The organism is Micromonospora sp. NBC_00860 (genome assembly GCF_045207375.1).
GTDB lineage: Bacteria > Actinomycetota > Actinomycetes > Mycobacteriales > Micromonosporaceae > Micromonospora > Micromonospora vinacea.
Genome location: NZ_CP108825.1, coordinates 6,487,826 through 6,507,804, shown reverse-complemented (window position 1 = coordinate 6,507,804; position 19,979 = coordinate 6,487,826). Strand labels below are relative to the sequence as shown.

At 71.1% G+C, this 19,979-nt stretch carries 22 protein-coding genes; 8 read left to right on the top strand and 14 right to left on the bottom strand.

What is annotated here, in order from left to right:
- Positions 1-34 precede the first annotated feature (34 nt).
- On the bottom strand, positions 35-1,477 hold the full coding sequence (locus OH804_RS30025) for a PQQ-binding-like beta-propeller repeat protein (RefSeq protein ID WP_372432940.1): 1,443 nt from the start codon (positions 1,475-1,477) through the stop codon (positions 35-37).
- A 72-nt stretch (positions 1,478-1,549) separates the two neighbouring features.
- Positions 1,550-2,053, bottom strand: a complete 504-nt coding sequence (locus OH804_RS30020; RefSeq protein WP_112588124.1) for an Lrp/AsnC family transcriptional regulator — start codon at positions 2,051-2,053, stop codon at positions 1,550-1,552.
- A 139-nt stretch (positions 2,054-2,192) separates the two neighbouring features.
- On the opposite strand from OH804_RS30020, the gene hppD reads away from it, so the two are divergent.
- From hppD to hisC, 4 genes are all read left to right on the top strand, one after another.
- On the top strand, positions 2,193-3,398 hold the full coding sequence (hppD, locus tag OH804_RS30015) for a 4-hydroxyphenylpyruvate dioxygenase (protein ID WP_196920065.1): 1,206 nt from the start codon (positions 2,193-2,195) through the stop codon (positions 3,396-3,398).
- 11 nt (positions 3,399-3,409) lie between these two features.
- Positions 3,410-4,111 (top strand): RDD family protein, encoded by a 702-nt coding sequence (locus tag OH804_RS30010; RefSeq protein WP_406060975.1) that lies wholly within the window; start codon positions 3,410-3,412, stop codon positions 4,109-4,111.
- A 76-nt stretch (positions 4,112-4,187) separates the two neighbouring features.
- Positions 4,188-5,180, top strand: coding sequence for an RDD family protein (locus OH804_RS30005; protein ID WP_406060973.1), 993 nt, complete (start codon positions 4,188-4,190; stop codon positions 5,178-5,180).
- Positions 5,177-6,280 (top strand): histidinol-phosphate transaminase, encoded by a 1,104-nt coding sequence (gene hisC / locus OH804_RS30000; protein ID WP_406060971.1) that lies wholly within the window; start codon positions 5,177-5,179, stop codon positions 6,278-6,280. The genes OH804_RS30005 and hisC overlap by 4 nt, the downstream gene beginning before the upstream one ends.
- Positions 6,281-6,369: 89 nt before the next feature.
- On the opposite strand, the gene OH804_RS29995 is transcribed toward hisC, so the two are convergent.
- A complete protein-coding gene (locus OH804_RS29995) occupies positions 6,370-6,639 on the bottom strand; it encodes a hypothetical protein (RefSeq protein ID WP_406060969.1) in 270 nt (89 codons plus the stop codon).
- A 267-nt stretch (positions 6,640-6,906) separates the two neighbouring features.
- The gene (locus OH804_RS29990) at positions 6,907-7,524 is read right to left on the bottom strand and encodes a hypothetical protein (RefSeq protein WP_406060967.1); all 618 of its coding nucleotides are present in this window, start codon (positions 7,522-7,524) and stop codon (positions 6,907-6,909) included.
- A 570-nt stretch (positions 7,525-8,094) separates the two neighbouring features.
- On the opposite strand from OH804_RS29990, the gene OH804_RS29985 reads away from it, so the two are divergent.
- The 3 genes from OH804_RS29985 (at position 8,095) to OH804_RS29975 (ending at position 10,742) form a co-directional block, all read left to right on the top strand.
- Positions 8,095-8,931 (top strand): BTAD domain-containing putative transcriptional regulator, encoded by an 837-nt coding sequence (locus OH804_RS29985; RefSeq protein WP_406060965.1) that lies wholly within the window; start codon positions 8,095-8,097, stop codon positions 8,929-8,931.
- Between the two features lie 196 nt (positions 8,932-9,127).
- Complete coding sequence (locus OH804_RS29980; RefSeq protein ID WP_406060963.1) at positions 9,128-9,691, top strand: hypothetical protein; 564 nt, start codon at positions 9,128-9,130, stop codon at positions 9,689-9,691.
- A gap of 127 nt (positions 9,692-9,818) precedes the next feature.
- Positions 9,819-10,742: a hypothetical protein gene (locus tag OH804_RS29975; RefSeq protein ID WP_406060961.1), complete on the top strand. Its 924-nt coding sequence runs from the start codon at positions 9,819-9,821 to the stop codon at positions 10,740-10,742.
- 69 nt (positions 10,743-10,811) lie between these two features.
- Here OH804_RS29975 and OH804_RS29970 read toward each other — a convergent pair whose 3' ends face one another.
- From OH804_RS29970 to OH804_RS29945, 6 genes are all read right to left on the bottom strand, one after another.
- Positions 10,812-11,171: an LPXTG cell wall anchor domain-containing protein gene (locus OH804_RS29970; RefSeq protein ID WP_406060959.1), complete on the bottom strand. Its 360-nt coding sequence runs from the start codon at positions 11,169-11,171 to the stop codon at positions 10,812-10,814.
- Between the two features lie 101 nt (positions 11,172-11,272).
- Complete coding sequence (locus OH804_RS29965; protein WP_406060957.1) at positions 11,273-12,529, bottom strand: PQQ-binding-like beta-propeller repeat protein; 1,257 nt, start codon at positions 12,527-12,529, stop codon at positions 11,273-11,275.
- Between the two features lie 81 nt (positions 12,530-12,610).
- On the bottom strand, positions 12,611-13,093 hold the full coding sequence (locus tag OH804_RS29960; RefSeq protein WP_196920071.1) for an SRPBCC family protein: 483 nt from the start codon (positions 13,091-13,093) through the stop codon (positions 12,611-12,613).
- 144 nt (positions 13,094-13,237) lie between these two features.
- A complete protein-coding gene (locus tag OH804_RS29955; RefSeq protein WP_030327888.1) occupies positions 13,238-13,447 on the bottom strand; it encodes a DUF397 domain-containing protein in 210 nt (69 codons plus the stop codon).
- Between the two features lie 176 nt (positions 13,448-13,623).
- Positions 13,624-14,820, bottom strand: a complete 1,197-nt coding sequence (gene fahA, locus OH804_RS29950; protein WP_406060954.1) for a fumarylacetoacetase — start codon at positions 14,818-14,820, stop codon at positions 13,624-13,626.
- Entirely contained in the window at positions 14,817-15,686 is an 870-nt protein-coding gene (locus OH804_RS29945) for a hypothetical protein (RefSeq protein WP_196920073.1), read from the bottom strand. The genes fahA and OH804_RS29945 overlap by 4 nt, the downstream gene beginning before the upstream one ends.
- Before the next feature lie 94 nt (positions 15,687-15,780).
- Between OH804_RS29945 and OH804_RS29940 the strand changes: the two genes are divergently transcribed.
- Positions 15,781-16,977 (top strand): homogentisate 1,2-dioxygenase, encoded by a 1,197-nt coding sequence (locus tag OH804_RS29940; RefSeq protein WP_196920074.1) that lies wholly within the window; start codon positions 15,781-15,783, stop codon positions 16,975-16,977.
- On the opposite strand, the gene OH804_RS29935 is transcribed toward OH804_RS29940, so the two are convergent.
- From OH804_RS29935 to OH804_RS29920, 4 genes are read right to left on the bottom strand one after another with little or no spacing between them, the layout of a single operon-like run.
- Positions 16,974-18,002: a tetratricopeptide repeat protein gene (locus OH804_RS29935; protein ID WP_406060951.1), complete on the bottom strand. Its 1,029-nt coding sequence runs from the start codon at positions 18,000-18,002 to the stop codon at positions 16,974-16,976. The two genes, OH804_RS29940 and OH804_RS29935, sit on opposite strands and share 4 nt — an antisense overlap.
- Before the next feature lie 10 nt (positions 18,003-18,012).
- Positions 18,013-18,498, bottom strand: a complete 486-nt coding sequence (ispF, locus tag OH804_RS29930) for a 2-C-methyl-D-erythritol 2,4-cyclodiphosphate synthase (protein WP_196924679.1) — start codon at positions 18,496-18,498, stop codon at positions 18,013-18,015.
- 13 nt (positions 18,499-18,511) lie between these two features.
- Positions 18,512-19,207 carry a 2-C-methyl-D-erythritol 4-phosphate cytidylyltransferase gene (gene ispD / locus OH804_RS29925; protein ID WP_406060949.1) on the bottom strand — a complete coding sequence of 232 codons (696 nt, stop codon included), beginning with the start codon at positions 19,205-19,207 and terminating at the stop codon, positions 18,512-18,514.
- Positions 19,208-19,263: 56 nt separating this feature from the next.
- Positions 19,264-19,749 (bottom strand): CarD family transcriptional regulator, encoded by a 486-nt coding sequence (locus OH804_RS29920; RefSeq protein ID WP_007073334.1) that lies wholly within the window; start codon positions 19,747-19,749, stop codon positions 19,264-19,266.
- Positions 19,750-19,979: the final 230 nt, after the last annotated feature.

Sequence of the window (19,979 nt, the reverse complement as noted above, 5' to 3'; positions counted from 1 at the left end):
GGCCACCGTCCGGAACATCAGGTGAACGGCCCGCTCAGCCGTCCTTGCCGCCGCCCGGGTCGGGGCAGAGTTCCCCCTTCGGCCCGCAGTCGCCGTTGTTCGACCCGCCGGGGCCCGTACTGCCCGGCCCGGGATTCCCGCCGTCGCCGGGCGGTCGGGCGGGCGAGTTTCCGGACGCGCCGAAGCGGACGTACCCGATCTCCCGCCCCTCGCCAATGATCATGCCTTGCGATCCGACAGCGAGGGCGTTCGCCGAGGTGCGCAGGGCGGCCAACTCCCGGCCGGTACGCGGGTCCAGTGCCGCCAGCCGGGACGGCTTCTCGTCGGCCACCACCACCGCGTACGGGGTGAGCGCCGCCCCGGCCTTGCCGCTGGCCTGTCGAGTCCAGAGCACCTTGTCGGTGCCCAGCTCACGTGCGATGACCGAACGCTTGTCGGCGGCCCGGAACACCGCCGAACGATCGTCCACCGCGATCAACTTGGTGCCCCGCTCACCGACCCAGAGCAGCCGGCCGTCGTACCCGTCGATGACCGCCTCACGGCCGTCCGGAGCGACGCCGATCAGCACGTTCCGCGCACCCTGCGGGTCCTCGCGTTGCACGCAGCCAGCGGAGTCGGCGGTGCGCAGGTTGACGCCGGCCCGCTGCCACGCCTCCTGCCCGGTCGCCGAGTCCCGCGCGGAGATGGCGAAGTAACAGGTGCCGTCCTGGGAGCGGGCGGCGATCCGCAGCAGCCGGCCGCCCACCACTGAGAGCCGCTCGTCCCGGGCGGGCTCGACGTTCTGCAACACCCGGCCGGTGGCGGTGTCGACCACGTGAACCCGACCGTCGACGGGGAAGCCGAGCAGCGGTGGCGCGGCCTCCGCCCCGGCCACGCCGTCGTCGATCCGGGTGGCGGTGAGCCGGCGGGTGCCGCGCAGACCGGGGTTGTCGGCGAGCAGGCCGCTGTGCACCCCGGGCAGGAAGGCCGTCCAGAGCGGCGCGGTGCCACGCGGGTCCCAGGCGCTCAGGGTGCAGTCGGTGGCCTCCGTGCACCGGGCGTCGAGGAGCAGGTTGCGGTACGTCCAGACGGCCACCGCGTCATCGTCACGTCGCCGGGTCACCCCGGTCGTCGGGTCGAGCAGTTCGTACCCCTTGACCAGGAGCTTGCCCACTGCCACGACCGGGTCGCGGTCTCCGCCGGCGACCGCCGCCCAGTCCGCCTTGCGCTCCCAGAGCTGGGCGCCGGTGGCCAGGCTGCGGGCCTCGACACGGGTGCGCTGCTCGACCACCACGGCGTCACCGGCGATGGTCACGCTGCGCGGAGTGCCGCCGACCCGTTGCTGCCAGACCACGTCCGGCTCGGAGATGGGTTCACTGCGGTCCACCCAGTCCCAGAGGCCGGGGAACGGGTTCCACACGCCGGTCGCGGCGAGCGCGACGACCACGGCGAGGCCGAGCAGCAGCCCGCCGCGCACGCTCCCCTTCGCCACCCGCACACCGTAGCCACGATCACGGATCTTCCGTACGCCCGCGCCGCCGTGTCGCCGCGCTTTCTGGGCTCGGAGGTGTTACAGCACCCTTCCCTCGGCCCGAACAGCGCTGCGCACCAACGGCAGCGTGCGGTAGGGGATCTGCTCGGCCAGCGCGATGATCGTCGAAGCGCGGGTGATGCCGGCGGACGAGACGATCTGGTCGATGACCCGTTGCAGGTCGGTGTTGGAGCGGGCCACGATCCGGCAGAGCAGGTCGCTGGAGCCGGTGATGGTGTGCGCCTCCAGCACCTCGGGGATGGCCGCGAGGTGGGCGGTGACCGGGTCGTGGCCGTGCCGCTGACTGATCTCCAGGGTGACGAAGCTGGTCACCCCGAACCCGATCGCGGCCGGTGCGATCTCGGGGCCGAAGCCCTTGATGACCCCCCGCTCGATGAGCTTGTCCAGCCTGGCCTGCACGGTGCCCCGGGCCACCCCGAGCCGCCGGGAGCACTCCAGCACCCCGATCCGCGGCTCCTCGGCGAGCAGTTCGATCAAGCGCACATCGAGCGCGTCGAGCTGTACATTCTGCTCACCATTCATGAGTGACGACCATACCGAATGCACAACCTGACCAGCATTTCCGGCAACAGTTGCCCACTCGACGCCGGGGCAGCGATCCTCGCCACAAGAACCGACCACGGCGGCCCACAAGGCCGGCCGGTACGCGAGGGAGCCCACCATGACCCAGGCGATCGACCGACCCCAGTCGACCGAGGACGTCGACGTCGACCGGCTCGTCGGCGCTGTCGACCACGACATCAGCCACGACCCGTTCCCGGTCCGGGGCCTCGACCACGTGCACTTCCTGGTCGGCAACGCCAAGCAGGCCGCCCACTACTACTCCACCGCCTTCGGCATGACCTGCGTGGCGTACCGCGGCCCCGAGCAGGGCTACCGGGACCACGCCCAGTACGTGCTGACCAGTGGCTCCGCCCGGTTCGTGCTGACCGGCGCGGTGCGCCCGGACGCCGACGGCGCCGAGCACGTGGCCCGGCACAGCGACGGGATCAGCGACATCGCGCTGGAGGTCCCGGACGTGGACGCCGCGTACGCGCACGCCATCGCGCAGGGCGCCGCCAGCGTCGTCGAGCCGCACGAGGTGACCGACGAGCACGGCACCGTCCGGATGGCCGCCATCGCCGCGTACGGCGACACCCGGCACACGCTTGTCGACCGGTCCCGCTACACCGGCCCGTTCCTGCCCGGCTTCGTGGCCCGGGGCCCGATCGTGGACCGGCAGCCGATGATCGACGCCGGCATCCAGCCGAAGCGCTTCTTCCAGGCCGTCGACCACGTGGTCGGCAACGTGGAGCTGGGCCGGATGGACGAGTGGGTCGAGTTCTACAAGCGGGTGATGGGCTTCTCCAACATGGCGGAGTTCGTCGGCGACGACATCGCCACCGACTACTCGGCGCTGATGAGCAAGGTCGTGGCGAACGGCACCCGCAAGGTGAAGTTCCCGCTCAACGAGCCGGCGATCGCCCGCAAGAAGTCGCAGATCGACGAGTACCTGGAGTTCTACCAGGGCCCCGGCGCGCAGCACATCGCCGTCGCCACCAACGACATCCTGGCCAGCGTCGACGCGATGCGCGCGGCCGGTCTGGAGTTCCTGGACACCCCGGACTCGTACTACGACGACCCGGAGCTGCGCGAGCGGATCGGCAAGGTGCGGGTGCCGATCGAGGAGCTGAAGGCCCGCAAGATCCTTGTCGACCGGGACGAGGACGGCTACCTGCTCCAGATCTTCACCAAGCCGGTCCAGGACCGCCCCACCGTCTTCTTCGAGCTGATCGAGCGGCACGGCTCGCTGGGCTTCGGCAAGGGCAACTTCAAGGCGCTCTTCCAGGCCATCGAGCGGGAGCAGGAAGCCCGCGGCAACCTGTAACACTTGCGAGCGTGACGCAACCTCCGTCGTACCCGACGCCGCCGGCCGGTGGGTCCCGACCCACCGCCGGCGGCTTCACGCCGCAACCCGGCCCACACCCCCACGGGTACGCCGCGCCGCCGCAGTACGCCCCACCCGGGTACGCCCCGCCGCAGTTCCATGGCGGACCACCGCGACCGGCGGCCCCGCCCCCGACACTGACCCCGGGCGGACAGCCGCTGGCCAGCTTCAGCGATCGACTACTGGCCATGCTGCTCGACTCCGCGGTCTTCATGGTGGTCGGCCTGGTGCTCGCGGTGCCCGCGGCGATCATCTTCCTCGTTGTCGTTGCGCCCGACATCACACTGCTCGCGTCGGACGGCTCGGTTGACGAGGTCGACTTCGTTCGCGACCTCCTGCTGCCCCTGATCTGGCTCGACCTGGGGATCATCGCGATCTCGCTCGTGCTCGCGTACATCTATTACGTCGAGATGATGTTCAAGACCGGCCAGACCTTCGGCAAGAAGATGATGAACCTGCGGATCGTGCCACTGGACCCGACGCGCTCCCTCGACCGCCGGGCCGCCGCGAAGCGGTTCCTGGTGCAGCAACTCTCTGGCTTCCTGCCGGGGCTGAGCTACCTCGACGGGTTCTGGCAGCTCTGGGACAAGCCGTGGCAGCAGTGCCTCCATGACAAGTTCGCCGGGACGGTCGTCGTTAAGGTGTCCCAGTGAGCGAGCGCAGCGAGCGAACCAGCAGGCTCAGTAGCGTGGCGCCTCGCGCCGCCGCGAAGCGAAGCGGAGCGACGGCGTGAGCGTTCAACCTGGCTGGTATGTCGACCCCGCCGACACTGAGACCCGGCGTTACTGGGACGGCGAGGGCTGGCTCGGTGCGCCCATTCCCGTCGACGCCACCCCGCCGGACGGCCCGCCGCCGCCCGAGCCGCCGCCTGCGCCGGTCACCCCGGCCGCGCCCGCGGCGTCGACGACCCCCGACTCGGCGACCGGCGCGCCGGCCTGGTCACCGCAGCAGGGCCCACCCCCGGGGTACGGCCCGCAACCGGGCCACGGCCCGGGCTGGGGACCGCAGGCCGGCCCGCCCGGGTGGGGCCCGCAGGCCGGCCCGCCCGGCTGGGTGCCTCCGGGCAGCCCTCCCGGCTGGGCGCCTCCGGCCGGTCATCCCGGTTGGCCCGGACGACCGCCCGAGCCGCGACCGCACGGCCTCAGACTGGCCGGTTACGGCCGGAGGTTCGTCGCCCGGCTGATCGACTTCGGCCTCGTCTTCGCACTGAACGTGGTCGTCAACGGCTGGTTCGTCTGGCGCTGGGTGCAGGAGTGGGCGCCGTACTGGCAGGAGGTCTTCCGGCGCGCGGCGCGCGGCGACACCTCCGCCGACGGCCTGCCCATGCCCGGCGAGCAGGCCGGGTCCCTGCTGGTGGCGATCCTGCTGATCGCCACCGCGCTCTGGCTGGCGTACGAGGTGCCGACAATGGCCTCCGGCGGGCAGACCATCGGCAAGCGGGTGATGCGGATCCGGGCGGTGCCGATGGCCGCCGACCAGCCGCTGGGCGTCCGCAGGGCGCTGAGCCGGTGGAGCACGCTGGGCCTGCCAACTCTGCTCTGGTACTGCGCCGGGCTCGGCCTGGTGCTGCAACTGGTCGATGCTCTCTCCCCTCTCTTCGACCACCCCCTGCGTCAGGCGCTGCACGACAGGCGTGCGCAGACGGTGGTCGTGGAGGTCCCCTACCGCACCGATTCCGCCCCCTCGAACGACAGCAACCAGCCCCCGGGAGACACCCCATGACCGACTCCGGACGTCACCAGCCGGCGCTGCGGCTGACCCGCGTCGACCTGGACGCCCTGCCCAGCTACGTGCCGGGGCGCAGCCCTGCCGACCTGGCCCGCGAGTTGGGGCTGCCGGAGGCCATCAAGCTGGCCAGCAACGAGGTGCCGTACGGGCCGCTGCCCGGGGTGGTGGAGGCGGTCACCGAGGCGATCACCACCTCGCACCGCTACCCGGACATGGGCGTGGTCGCGCTGCGCGACGCGCTGGCCCAGCGGTACGGGGTGGACGCCGACCGGATCGCCACCGGCTGCGGTTCGGTGGCGCTCGCCGAGCACCTGGTGCGGGCCACCTGCCTGCCCGGTGACGAAGTGCTCTACTCGTGGCGGTCGTTCGAGGCGTACCCGATCATCGTGGCGACCAGCGGCGCGACCAGCGTGCGGGTGCCCAACGACGCCGGGCACGGGCACGACCTGGCGGCGATGGCCGCGGCGGTGACCGACCGGACCCGGGTGATCTTCGTCTGCAACCCGAACAACCCCACCGGTACGGCAGTGCGCCGGGCCGAGCTGGACCGGTTCCTCGACGCGGTGCCGGACGACGTGCTGGTGGTGATCGACGAGGCGTACCGGGAGTTCGTCACCGACTCGGAGGTGCCGGACGGGCTCGACTACCTGGACCGGCCCAACGTGGCGGTGCTGCGCACGCTGTCGAAGGCGTGGGGCCTCGCCGGGCTGCGAATGGGCTGGCTGGTTGCCCAGCCGGTGGTGGCCGCCGCCATCCGTAAGGTGGCGACCCCGTTCTCCAGCAGCACGGCAGCCCAGGCCGGGGCGCTCGCCGCGTTGACCCAGGTGGCGGAGATGGAGCGCCGCTGCGCCCTGGTCGTCGCCGAGCGGGACCGGGTCACCGAGGCGCTGCGCAAGTTCGTGCCCGAGGTGCCGACGAGCCAGGCCAACTTCGTCTGGCTGCCGCTGGGCGAGCGGGCGGTGGCGTTCGGCAAGGCGTGCGAGGCGCGCGGTGTGATCGTCCGGCCGTTCGCCGGGGACGGGGTCCGGGTCACCATCGGCACCCCGGCCGAGAACGACGCGTTCCTGGCCGCGGCCGAGGCGGCATTGGCCTGACCGTCGCCAGCGGTACCGCACCGGCCCACAGGCAGGGAGCGAACGAGGGGCGGGCGGAGCAGCACGCAGCTACTCCGCCCGCCAATGCCCTAGGGCGCTCCGTCGACCACAGCCAGTCGCCACTGCGCCTCACCCTCGACCCCGACGGCAAGGTCGGTCGAGACGCCCTTGTCGACGAAGATCTGCGACAGGTTGGGCACCCCGTCGCAGGGATATCGCAGCGGAGCGGCCGTCTTCACGTCCAGTGCGATCCGGCCTCCTCCGGTGCAGACGAAATAAACGGTGAAGCTGGGCCCGCTGGGAACGACATCGGCGATGGTTGCTTCCTTCTCCTCCGCCAGCGGGCCGGCCAGCAGCACCCGGCCGGGGGGAAACCACCCCGTCGGCGCCTCCGGAGTGGAGGAAGGCCGGCTCGACACTGCGGGTGAGGGGGGTTCGGACGGTGCCGCCGGCCGTCTCGCCGTGTCACCGGTGCAGGCGCTGACCATCAGCAACGGGACAACAGTGCCGATGGCCAGGCATACGGCGGAACGACTAGCGCGCATCTCGCGTCTCCAATCCAGGCCGGGCGAGCCAGATGGACCTCACGTCGGTCGTCAAGCTGCCCGGAACACCCGCACGCACGGTCAGTAGTACAGCTTCCAGGCTTCGCGGTAGGGCGCGTACGCGCTGCCGGAGTTCTCGGAGGCCGTGTTGCAGTTGCTGTAGACGTAGTGCGACTTCCAGCTGACGTTCTCCTTCCAGTTGCCATAGTCGCCGTACAGGGTGGAATTGGCGTTGACGGTGCCGCTGACCTCGACACCATAGGAGGTCGTGTTGCTCTGTTCGACGCCGGCGTTGATGGTGGTTTCCATCTTGGCGAAGATCGCCGCCTTCAGTTCAGCCGAAACCGAAACCGAAACCGTGAAAGTCGTGGTGCCCGTCTTCGTCGCGGTGAACTTGAAGCTCTTCGCCGAACTGGTGTTGTTGATGACCGACGTACGGAACTTCGCGTCGAAGGTGTTCGTCGTGTTGGTCATTGAGTAGAGGTAGGTCCCCGGCGTGCAGTACTCCGCCTGGGTGCCGAACTCGGGGCCCTGCTCGCCCTTCGGAGGTATCGGAGCCGGAATTGGTACGAGGTCCTCGGACGCCGCCGGGGTGACCCCGCCCGCCGCCATGGCAGGAACTGCCGGCAACAGTACGGCGGCGACGACGGTCGCAGCAAGGGGTAATGCTCGGAGCAGACCTGCAGATTTCTTACTCATCGCCACATCCCTGGTCGTTATTGCGGTGGAGATCGCAGCCTTTCACTCCGATGCACCAGCGCTGCACATTCGCAGCACACGCGACTCAACTAGGGCTGACAGTCATCTCTGGCCGCCCGGATTCGAACGCGCTGAGCGGGCCGTCCTGATTGTGGAGCGCAGGGCTCGCTCGACCGAATCGTCTACTTGGAGAACCAGTTTCAGACCGGGATCACCGAGCTGTGGTCGTCGCGCCAACGTGCGCAGCGCGGCCCACCAGGCACGTCGGGCCCGAGATGACGGAGCGTGGCGGTTGCGCGAATCACGCCCTTGGAACGTCGACGCCAGTCCATCATCTGCCCACGTCACATTGGCTTTCCGCTGCTTCCACCTCGGTTACTACACGTTACGGGCGGCTCCGTCCGACAGCCTCAGTTTCGGACGACAAAACGGGCGACTTGCCGCATCGTGCATCGCCTCTAGATAAGTCCGTTAAATAATGGCGAGTGCATCCGTTGCCTCGGTGCGCGGGCCGATGTAGCGTCCCTGTCGCTGCCCACCCTGACGGTGCGCGACAACGGGGGTGCCACAATGATGTTCCGACTACTCAGATCTCCGGGCATTACAGTTGACAATGCCTTCCACTCCCCACGGGAGGGACGCGTCCAGGGCATTTTCGCAGCTCTTCTACTTCGACGCGGGCAGAACGTGAGCTCGACCAACCTGGCTGCTGCCATCTGGAGTGACCCGCCCGTTTCCGCAGACGCAAACGTGCGTACCTACATCGCCAAACTGCGCCGGTTCCTTGCCGACATAAGCCCGGAACTCCACGAACGTCTCGCAACCGTCCATGGTGGCTATCGGCTCGATATTCTCGACGGAGAGTTGGACCTCGGACGATCCAACGAACTCTGGAACGAGGGCCGCCGGGCGATGAACCGTTCGGATTTCCGTGGCGCGGTCGAGGCACTGCAAAGCGCATCGGCACTCTGGGTCGAGACGTCAGGCCAGGACGTTGCCGCTCAGGGCTGGCTCGACCATCGCTTGGCAATGCTCCGCGAGCAACGATTCGCCCTGGCCGAGGACCTCGCTGCCGCCCGCATCGCCAGCGGCGACGGCCTGCCCGCCATTGCTGGGCTGCCGGAAATCGATGATCCGAATCTGGCCCGAGAGAAGACGGCCGCGCTCATGCTCGTCGCGTGTTACCGGGCTGGCAATCTTCCGGCGGCCCTGCGTGTCTTCGCGGCGGCCCGCACCACGTTGCGCCGGGAGTTTGGCGTGGAGCCGGGATCATGGCTGCAGACCCTGCACCACGCGGCCCTCCGACGCGACGACGCTCTGCTGTTCTCCGATCAGCTGCTGGTGAGTCTGAGCCGCGACGCCGAACCGCGACCCCAGCACTCCAACCTCACCGCCCGAGTGGCCTGACGGAGACGGGCGAGGCCGGGTTTCGCAGCGCGGCGGCCGGGTTCGCAGCGCGGCGGCCCGCCTACGCGGCCACCACCTTCATCGTGAACTCCACGTTGTTTGTCTTGTTTGGCGTAGTTCGTGCCTTATATTCCGAATTAGCCGGTTGTGCCGAAGCCTCACGCCGGGTCACTTCGAGAAAACGGGGTAACGAAAAGTGCGTACTGCCAAGATCTGTCTGGCTGGTACGGCCGCCGTTGCGCTGGTCGGCTTCCTCGCCGCGCCGGCCGCCGCCGCACCCACCGACACCACCGACACCACGTTCGAGGTGCTCGCCGGCACCCTCGACATCGTCGCGCCGGCCACCGCCGACCTCGGCACCGGTGCCCCCGGTGGTGTCATCACCGGTCAGCTCGGCGTGGTGACGGTCACCGACTCCCGAGGCGCCGCCGACGCCTCCTGGGTCGCTTCGGTGACCGCGACGGTCTTCCAGACCGGCGGCGGCTCACCGCCCGAGACGGTCCTGCCGGAGGAGATCGACTACTGGTCCGGGGATGCGACCGGGGTACCGCCGACCACCGGCGACGGCACCTTCACGCCCGGACAGCCGACCGCCGGCGACGCCGAGCCGCTGTCCAGCGTCACCCCGCTCACCGCGTTCACGCACAGCGGCGGCACCGGCGGCAACACCGCCAACTGGAACCCCACCCTGGTGGTAAACGTCCCGCTGGACAGCATCGCGGGCGTCTACGAAGGCACGGTGACACATTCCGTGGCGTAGCCCTCGGGGGCGGTCGACGATCGCTGTCGCGCTCGCCCTGTTCTGCCTCGCCGGTCCGGGTCTGTCGACCCGGGCCGGCGCGGTCGAACCGGATGCGGGATCGGACGACGGCACCATCGGGATCCGGTTGCTGGAAGCCCCGACCGAGCGCCGCGCCGACCCTCGGGCGCTGCGCTACATCGTCGACCACCTACCGCCGGGCACCACAATCAAGCGACAGCTGCTGATCGTCAACCGCACCGACCAGACCCGTTGGGTCGACATGTACCCGGCGGCAGCGACCCTGGAAAATGCGGCGTTCCGCTTCGGCGAGGGCCACGCCGAGAACGAGCTGACCTCCTGGGTCACCCTCGACGAGCGTTCCGTGGAGCTGGGACCGCGGGGCGAGACCCGGGTCCAGGCGACCATCACGGTGCCGCCGCCCGCCTCCCGGGGCGAGCGGTACGGGGTGATCTGGGCGTCCACCGCGTCAACTCCCCGGGCGGGCGGCGAGATCACTCAGGTCCACCGGGTCGGGGTCCGGATGTACCTCGACATCGGGCCCGGCGGTGAACCCGCCTCCGACTTCTCGATCGGTGAGGTACGCCCGGCCCGCGACGCCGACGGGAAACCGTCGCTGACCGTCCAGGTCCGCAACACCGGAGGTCGCGCCATTGACCTGACCGGCGCGGTCACCCTGACCGACGGACCGGCCGGCAGCCGGGCCGGCCCGTTTCCGGTCGGGCAGGGCGTCACGCTGGCGCCGGGCGCCGCCGGGCAGGTCGTCGCCGCGTTCCCGGCCGCGCTTCCGAACGGCCCCTGGAAGGCGGAGGTGGAACTGGAGAGCGGCCTGGTGCGGCGGAGCCTCACCGCGCAGATCACGTTCCCCGACGCGGGTCAGATCGGCAAACGGGGCAGTGTCGTCTCCCGGATCGTCTCCCCGTGGACCGTGGCGGCGACCGTCGCGGGCCTGCTGCTGGTCGCCGGCCTCGCGATGCTGGCCCGTCGTTCCCGCCGGGCCGGTCGGCTTCCCGCCGGCCGTCCGAGGGAGCGCACCCCGGCCGGGCGTTGATCCCGCGCGGGCAGTCCGACGGCCGGCTCTGGCTCTGCCCGTCAGTTCGGCCGGCTCTGGCTGGGCTCGTCAGCTCGGCCGGTGGCGGCGGGCGGCGAACCACCCGGCGACGATCAGGGCTGCACCCATCATCGCGATGAGCAGCACCGACCCGCCCGACCCGGTGACCGGCAACTCACCGCCGTGGCTGGGTGTGGGTTGGGGTGGTGCCGTCGGTGTGGACGTGGGCGGCGGCTGAGTCGGGGTCGGGGTCGCCGGCAGGATCTCGAAGGTGACGCCGCCGCCCGCCGACGGCTCGGGTCGGACGGCGCCGAACCCACGCGCCGAGGCAGGGTCCGCAGCGGCCAGCATCGGCGACACCGCCAACGCCAGGCTCGCGATGGCGGCGAGCGCGCCACCCGCAAGGTAGTTGGCTGCTGTCCTGGCCATGCGCCGACCCCTTCCACCGGAAACCTGAACCATGAAAAACGTACCCTTTTGCGACAAAGAGCACGGAACGGTTCGGTGTTCCGAGATCGAAGACGCCACGATCAGGTGGCGGCCAGGATCACCGCCTCGCCGGTGTAGTAGTAGCGCCGGTCGTCGCCAGTCGGGTCAACCGGCTTGCGGAGCCGCTCGACAGCGACGAACCCGTCCTCGGCGGTCACCGCCCCGGGCGCCCAGCCGGTCCCATCGGACCCGACGTTGAGCGCGAAGCGGGACAACTGCCGCCCGGTCACCGGATCAAGCGTCACCAGGTCGTTCGTCTCGGTCAGCAGGTGCACCCGGCCAGGTTGCCCGGCCAGCACGCGGGCCGAGCCCAGGCCCGTGGACCGCCACAGCTCGGTGCCCGTACGCGCCGATCGACCCACCACGACGCCGTCGAGCACGGCGACCGACTGCTCACCGACCAGCGCGCCGCCGGCCGGGTCCAGCGCCGGGGCCGCGACCGGCGGACCGGAACCCACGAGCCAACCCCGACCGCCCTCGTCGCCCGGCCCGGCGGTCCGCAGCCCCAGACAGTCCGACCAGCCGGTACGGCAGCCCAGCGGCGTCACCACCAACGCGTCCGGGCCTCCCGGCGGTCGCCAACGCTCCCGCACCGCGCCCGTCGCCGCGTCCCGGAACTCGACAGTGGCCGGCCCGGCGCAGGTGTCCAGACCGATCAACTGCCCGGCGGCGGTGGTGCCGACATCGCTGCGGCACCTGCCGGGCAGCTCGACCCGCCACAGTTCCCGACCGCCGCTCAGCTCGACCCCCTGCGCCTGGGCATCCCCGGTCGCCACCAGCACGACCCGCCCGTCGGGGAGGTCGGTGAGGTGGAGCCCTGGCGCATCCCAGACGGTCGCCGCCCCGGTACGCCGCACCAGCGCCGCGCTCTCGGCGGGCTTCGGGCCGTCGGTTCGCCAGAGCACCCCGCCGGTCCGGGCGTCGAGTGCGACGAGTTGCCCGTCCGACCAGCGGCTGACGACAGTGCTGCCGCTCGCCACCACCCCGGTCAGCTCCGCCGGCCACCGCCGGTACGACCAGTACGGGCTGGTCCGGTACCGCCCGTCGACCGGCCGGTCGGCGTAGACCTGGCGGTGTGCGGCGTACACCCGCAGTCTGCCGTCGACGATCAGCGGGGCGACCGGCAATCGACCGATCACTCCGGCGGCCGGTCGGGCGGGGTCCGGATAGTCGGCCCGTGCCACGGTGCTCACCTCTGCCGGCGCGAGGACCCGGTGGACGATGACCACGACGGCCGCCGTCGCGAGCAGCGCCGCGACCGCGATCACCAGCCGCCGCCGGCCTCTCGGGAACCTCATGCCGCACCTCCGCCCGGCACCCTACCCAGCGGAGGGGGCCGGACCCCGGTCAGGTCACGGCGAGGGGTGACCAGCTGGCGCTCAGGCGGCTTCGACGGAGCCGGTGGCACCGGCCGCGACGGCCAGATCGGCGAGGTCACGCCGGAGCGCCGCCTCGACCGCCCTGGCTGCCAGCCCGCCGAGCAGCAGCGCCACCACCCGACCGTACGGAGCGGTCGGCACCGCCTCCTGGGTGACGGTGATCGCCGTGCAACCCCGACGGCGGCGACGGACCGGTCGCAGGCTCCAGGTGATGCGGTAGTCGGCGCCGGCACCGGAGGAACAGAGCACCAGTCGCTGCGGCGCGAGCGCCTCCACCACCAGGAACTCCTCGGTCAGCGTGCCGCCGCCCGGCTGGACCCGCTCCTCGCGCCAGGAGGTGCCCGGCCCGAACTGACCCGGAGTGAGCACCTCGATCGGGCCGGCTGCGGTCAGCCGGGCCGCGCGGCCGGGCAGATCGGTCAGCAGACGCCAGACATCGACAGCGTGCGCCTCGATGATCCCGGTAATCGCCACCGTCGACATGCCACCCTCCCGTGTCCCCGACGGTACGCGGAGTGAGGGCCGGACGTGGCCCCCGGGACGGAATTTCCACCACCCGGGGGCCAGGCTGTCCGATTGGGCGGTCGCTTCGGCACCGGTCGTCGTCGATCGGCGCCGAAGCGCCGGTCAGCGCTCGAAGCGACCGGCCCGAATCGCGCCGATGAACGCCGTCCACCCCGGCGGGCTGACCGCGAGTGTGGGACCGGCCTGGTCCTTGGAGTCGCGGACTCCGACCAGACCATGGACATCGACAAGGTTGTCCGCCACCTCCACGCAGAGCCCCTGGTCGTTTGAGCGGCTGCTGGTACGCCAGACCGCGCCCGCAAGATCGTGCATCGTCGTTACCTCCGTGTGCGTCGGGATTGCCCCACCGCTGGCGGCCGGGCAGAGCCCGGCTCGGATTGCGCGGTGTGGCAACGGAATCCGGACGCTCAACGGATCAACCAGGGCCGGTGATCGCACAGCCGGTGCGATCACGGGTCCCGTGCACGAGACGGGCGGCGGGTGCCCGCTCAGCGGGCCGGACGAACCGTGCCGGATACCTCACCGAGGGCGATGGTGGTGCCGTCCGGGCCGGGCGCGGTGGCGGTGATGGTCACCGTGTCGCCGTCGTTGAGGAAGGTACGACTCTCGCCGCCCACAGTGACCGGCTCGGCCCCTCCCCAGGTCAGTTCCAGGAAGGACCCGACCTGTCCCCGCTCCGGGCCGGAGACGGTGCCGGAGGCGTACAAATCACCGGTACGCAGCGACGCGCCGTTGACGGTGAGGTGCGCCAACTGCTGGGCGGGGGTCCAGTACATGGTGGCGAACGGGGGCTCGCTGACCTGGTCGCCGTTCCACTCGACCGCCAGGCGCAGGTCGAGGCCCAGGTGCGGCACGTCCCGCAGGTAGTCGACCACGGGCGGGTCCTGGTCGGGGGCCGGCACGAAGGCGTCGGCGAGGGCGTCCAGCGGCGTCACCCAGGCCGAGACCGAGGTGGCGAACGACTTGCCCAGGAACGGGCCGAGCGGCTGGTACTCCCAGGCCTGGATGTCCCGGGCCGACCAGTCGTTGACCAGCACGACCCCGAAGACGTGCTCGGTGAAGTCGTCGACGGCGACCCGGTCACCCAGCGCGCTGGGTACGCCCACCACGAAGCCGACCTCTGCCTCGATGTCGAGGCGTACCGATGGGCCGGTGACAGGGCCCTCGGCGGAGGCCCGCTGCCCGGTCGGCCGGGTCACCGGCGTGCCGGAGACGACCACAGTGCCGGCCCGCCCGTGGTAGCCGATCGGCAGGTGCTTCCAGTTGGGCAGCAGCGGCGGCTGGCCGGGGCGGAAGATCTGCCCGACGTTCGACGCGTGGTGAACGGATGAGTAGAAGTCGACGTAGTCGGCCACCTCGATGGGGAGCAGCAGTTCCACGTCGTCGAGGGGCACCAGCAGCGGCTCCACCGCGGCCCGGTGCGCCGGGTCGGTCAGCAGCTCGGTGATCCGCTGCCGCACCGCAGTCCACTGCGGACGGCCCAGCGCCATGAAGTCGTTGAGCACGGGCCGGCACAGCGTGCCGGCGGCCAGCACCAGCTCGGCGGTCTCCGCCGCCGCGAGGTCGAAGACCCAGGACCCGATCCGTACGCCGATCCGCGACTGACCCCCGTTCTGCCGGAACACCCCGTACGGCAGGTTCGTCACCCCGTACGGCGAACCGTCGGCGCCGGTCACCCAGGTCATGCGTCGTAGCCCCCGTTCACCAGCCCAAGCCGGATCAGATCGGTCAGTGGTTCCAGGATGCTGCACGAGCCGAAGCCCACCCACAGGGGGCGAGGCCCGTCCAGCCGTGCCGTCGCGCGCTCCACCAGGGGGCGCGGGTCGACCATGGTCAGCAGTTCGGCGACCGAGCGTGCCCCGTCACCGTCGGCGGCGGCCAGGGTGGCGGCCAGCACGTTGGCGTAGCCGTGGTGGGTGAAACCGGTCTCCGGGTCCAGGTGTCGGATCGCCTGGTGCAGCCCGGCGGTGAGCTTGAACGGCAGGCCCCGGTCCCGGCAGGCGCAGATCACCGCAGCCAGCTCGGTCGGGGTGGGGAAGAGTTCGGCGGCCAGGCCACCGGTGCGGAACTTGGCCGCGATCGGCACCCCGTCGGCCCGCGCGGCGACAAGCGCGTCCAGCGCGCCCATCAGCCCGAAGGTCAGCGGCAGCTCGGCGTAGACGGCCTCCACGCCCGGTAGCGCGTCGGTCAGCCGCAGCAACTCGGCGACGCCGGGCAGCGGGTCCTCGCCACGTTTGGCGACCGCCACCTCGACCTGACGCGCGGTGACGCCGTCCGGGGCGAGAAACGACAGTGCCGACGGCAGGTTCCCGATCCCGGTGTCACCGATCACGCCGACGACCAGGCCCTCGTCCGGGTCGACGAGACCGCTCAGCTCACCGGCGGCCACGACCGAGGCGGGGATCAACAGCGGGCCGACCAGGTCGGCGTACCAGGCGGCACGGTGCTGGCGGTGGGCGGCCACTGCGTCGTGCAGCGCGGCGCTGCCCGGCGGGAAGACGGCGGCGTCGTCCACCAGGCCGTGGAGGAGTGCGGGCACCTGCGTTGACACGGAACAAGAATGTACGGGACGCTACGAGGAACGGACAACAGCGTCCGATTATCGGACACCTTCGGCCGGTGAACGGGACATATCGGGAGGCGAGATGCCGTACTACCGCAGCGTCGGCGAGGTGCCGCGCAAGCGCCACACCCAGTTCCGGCAGCCCGACGGCAGCCTCTACGCCGAGGAGCTGATGGGCCAGGAAGGCTTCTCCTCCGACTCGTCCCTGCTCTACCACCGGCACGCGCCCACAGCGATCCTGGCCGCCGACGAGTTCACCCCGGCCGCGTTCACCCGGGCACCGAACCTGCCGCTCAAGCCCCGCCACCTGCGCACCCACAAACTGGACACCGGCGGCTCCGACCCCATCCTCGGCCGGCAGTACCTGCTCGCCAACGACGACGTACGGATCGGGTACGTCCTCGCCGACCGGCCCTCGCCGCTGTTCCGCGACGCCACCGGCGATCACTGCCTCTACGTCGAGTCGGGCACCCTGCGGGTCGAATCCCCGTTCGGGGTGCTGGACGCGGTCGCCGGCGACTACATCGTCATCCCCACCTCGACCATCCACCGGCTGGTGCCCACCGGCGATCAGCCCGTCCGACTGCTCGCCGTCGAGGCGTCCGGGCACATCGGCCCGCCCAAGCGCTACCTCTCCGTGCGCGGCCAGTTCCTGGAGCACTCGCCGTACTGTGAGCGGGACGTCCGCGGCCCCGACGCCCCGCTGCTCGTCGACGACGAGGAGGTCGAGGTGCTGGTCCGCCACCGGTCCCGGGCCGCAGGTCCCGGTGGCAGCGGCACTGCTTGGACTCGTCACACTTATGCCAACCACCCGTTCGACGTGGTCGGCTGGGACGGGCACCTCTACCCGTGGGCGTTCTCCATCCACGACTTCGAGCCGATCACCGGCCGTATCCACCAGCCCCCGCCGGTGCACCAGACCTTCCAGGGGCCCAACTTCGTCATCTGCTCGTTCGTGCCCCGCAAGGTCGACTACCACCCGCAGTCGATCCCGGTGCCGTACAACCACCACAACGTCGACTCCGACGAGATGCTCTTCTACACCGGGGGCAACTACGAGGCGCGCCGCGGCTCCGGCATCGAGCAGGGCTCGATCTCGCTGCACCCGTCCGGTTTCACCCACGGCCCCCAGCCGGGTGCCGCCGAGCGTTCCATCGGCGCGGACTACTTCGACGAGCTGGCCGTCATGGTCGACACCTTCCGCCCACTGGATCTCTGCGGCGCCGCCAGCGCCTGCGAGGACGAGGGGTACGCCTGGACCTGGGCGCGTCGCGGCTAGCGGATCGCGGTTCTGGTGAAGACCGCGAACTCGGCTACCGCCGTGACGGCGATGGCCAGCACCAGGGGCCACGGGGAGCCGACCATGGCGTACACCAGCAACAGCAGTGGCGCGGCGGCCACTGCGTAGACGGCCAGGGCCATCGCGCGGTCCGAGTGCAGCAGGGCGGGCAGGACGGTCCGGGTCAGCCCCGGCAGCCGGGCCGCGAGCTGCCACACGACGATCCCGCCGGTGAGCGCGGCGAGCACCGCCACGATGCGGGAGAACCCGTCGTTCGCCGACGCCGAGAACGCGACAAGTACCGCCGCCACCAGCGACCAGCCCGCGCCGTAGAGCACCAGACGGTGCAGCCCGTACGCAAGGGTTCGCGGCGAGTCGGTCCGGCTCGGGCTGACCGTCACCGCCTCCGCGACGTGTTCCAACGCCTCCGACCAACGGCGCTGCTCCAACCGCATGACCCCCACGTCGTGGCCGGCCTCGGCAAGCCGCGGGTCGAGCCGCAGCGCCTCGCGGTAGGCCCGCTCGGCCAGGTCGAACAGGTCCAGGCGGGCGGCGACCAGGCTGAGCACCAGGTGCGCCTGCGGCTCCTGCGGGGCCAACTCGACGCCGCGCCAGGCCGCGTTCAGCGCCGGCTGACCGTTGCGGGCGCCGGCCAGGATCGCCGCCGCGCTCCGCTGGGCGTACGCGTCGGTCGGGCCGAGGGCGAGGATCCGGTCGGCGGTGGCCGCCGACTCGCTGTAGCGCTCCAGGTCGGCCAGGGCCATCCCCCTGGCCACCAGCGGCGGCAGGGCCTCCGGTGCGGCAGCCACGGCCGTGTCGGCTGCGGTGAGCGCCTCGGCCGGGCGGCCGGCGGCCAGGTGCACCCGGGCCAGCATGGTGAGCGCGTCCACGTCATCCGGCTGGAGGGCCAAACCGTAGGCCAGTTCCCCGGCCGCCTCGTCGTAGCGGCCGAGTTCGGCGAGGAGTTGGGCCCGCTGGACGTAGCCGTCGGCGGCGGACTGGTCGGGGGCGGGGTCGCTGGACATCGCGGCGAGCTTAGGCGGCCGGCGCGTCGTACACCAGGGCCACCGCGACCCCGGCCAAGCCTTCCTCACGGCCGGCGAAGCCGAGCCCGTCGGTGGTCGCCGCCGAGACGGTGACCGGGGCGCCGACCGCGGCGGAGAGGACCTCCTGCGCCTCCGCGCGACGCCGGCCGATCTTGGGGCGGTTGCCGATGACCTGCACGGACACGTTGCCGATCTCCAGGCCGGCGGCCCGCACCCGGCGGGCCGTCTCGGTCAGCAGCGCCACACCGGACGCGCCGGCCCACTCCGGCTGGCCCACCCCGAAGGCGGAACCGAGATCACCGAGACCGGCGGCGGAGAGCAGCGCGTTGCAGGCGGCGTGCGCGGCCACGTCAGCGTCCGAGTGCCCGGCGAGGCCGTCCTGGTCGGGCCAGAGCAGCCCGGCCACCCAGCAGGGCCGACCCGGCTCGAACGCGTGCACGTCGGTGCCGATGGCCACCCGGGGAACGATCATGATCAGAGGGTACGCGTCAGCCGGCTGCGGCAAGCAGATGCTCGGCCAGAGCCAGATCGAACGGTCGGGTGATTTTGAGGGCGTATTCCGAGCCGGGCACGCAACTCACCGCGCCGCCCTGCTTCTCGACCAGCCCGGCGTCGTCGGTGAGGGAGTCACCGGCGGCCGCGTGCGCGGCGCTGAGCACGGCCCGCCGGAAACCCTGCGGGGTCTGCACCGCGCGCAGGGCGGAACGGTCGACGGTGCCGAGGACCACCTCGTCGGCCCCGACTTCCTTGATCGTGTCGACGACCGGCAGGACCGGTATCACCGCGTCACACCCGCCACGGACCGCCGCCGCGACGGATTCGACCAGCTCGGGTGGGGTGAGCGCCCGGGCGGCATCGTGCACCAGGACGATCGTCGGGCCGGCGGGCACCGCTGCCAGCGCGGCGGCCACCGACGCCTGCCGTTCCGCACCGCCGGGCACCACGATCACCGGTGCGATCGGGGCCAACAGCTCGCGGACGGCCTGCACCTCGGCGGCCGGCGCGGCCACCACGATGGTGTGCACCGAAGGCGCGGCGGCCAGTCGACGCACGGCGTGCACCAACAGCGGCTCACCGGCGAGCAGGCGCAGCGCCTTGGGTCGGCCGGGGCCGAGCCGGACGCCGGCACCCGCCGCAGGCACGAGGACCGCGACGTCACCGCGCGGATTGAGCTGCGCGGTCACGTCGCGGTCCTCGGTGGTTTCTTCACTACGAAGTGGGTACGACGATGCTGTGCGGACTAGGCCTCGGTGAGGACCTTGTCGAGCAGCGTCTCCGCCTCATCCTTGGTGCTCTTCTCGGCCAGCGCGACCTCGCCGACGAGAATGTCGCGGGCCTTGGCGAGCATCCGCTTCTCGCCCGCAGAGAGGCCCCGCTCCCGCTCCCGGCGCCACAGGTCACGCACGACCTCGGCGACCTTCAGCGGGTTGCCGGAAGCCAGCTTTTCCAGATTGGCCTTGTAACGCCGCGACCAGTTGGTCGGCTCCTCGGTGTGCGGAGCCCGCAGAACGTCGAAGACCTTGCCGAGGCCCTCTTCGCCGACCACCTCACGGACGCCCACGATCTCGGCGTTCTCGGCCGGCACCCGGACCGTCAGGTCACCCTGCGCGACCCTCAGGACGAGGTATTGCTTAGGCTCGCCCTTGATGACCCGAGTCTCGATTGCCTCGATGAGTGCGGCCCCGTGGTGGGGGTAAACAACGGTCTCGCCGACACTGAAAACCATAGGTTCGAAACCCCTTTCGCTGTGTCTAGGGTAACACGCTCAGGCACCGATGTCTCACCGATGTCCTGACCGTTGGCGCAGCTCAGGGGCCCTGTGAGAGGTCTTGCTTCAGCTTGACAGGCGGTCAAACCGATGGTTCGAACACGCTCCGTAACGCACAAATGACTGCCCGGCACGGGTGAACAGAACGTCGAGATCAAGGGCTATGCGCTCCTCCATGGTAGCCCGGC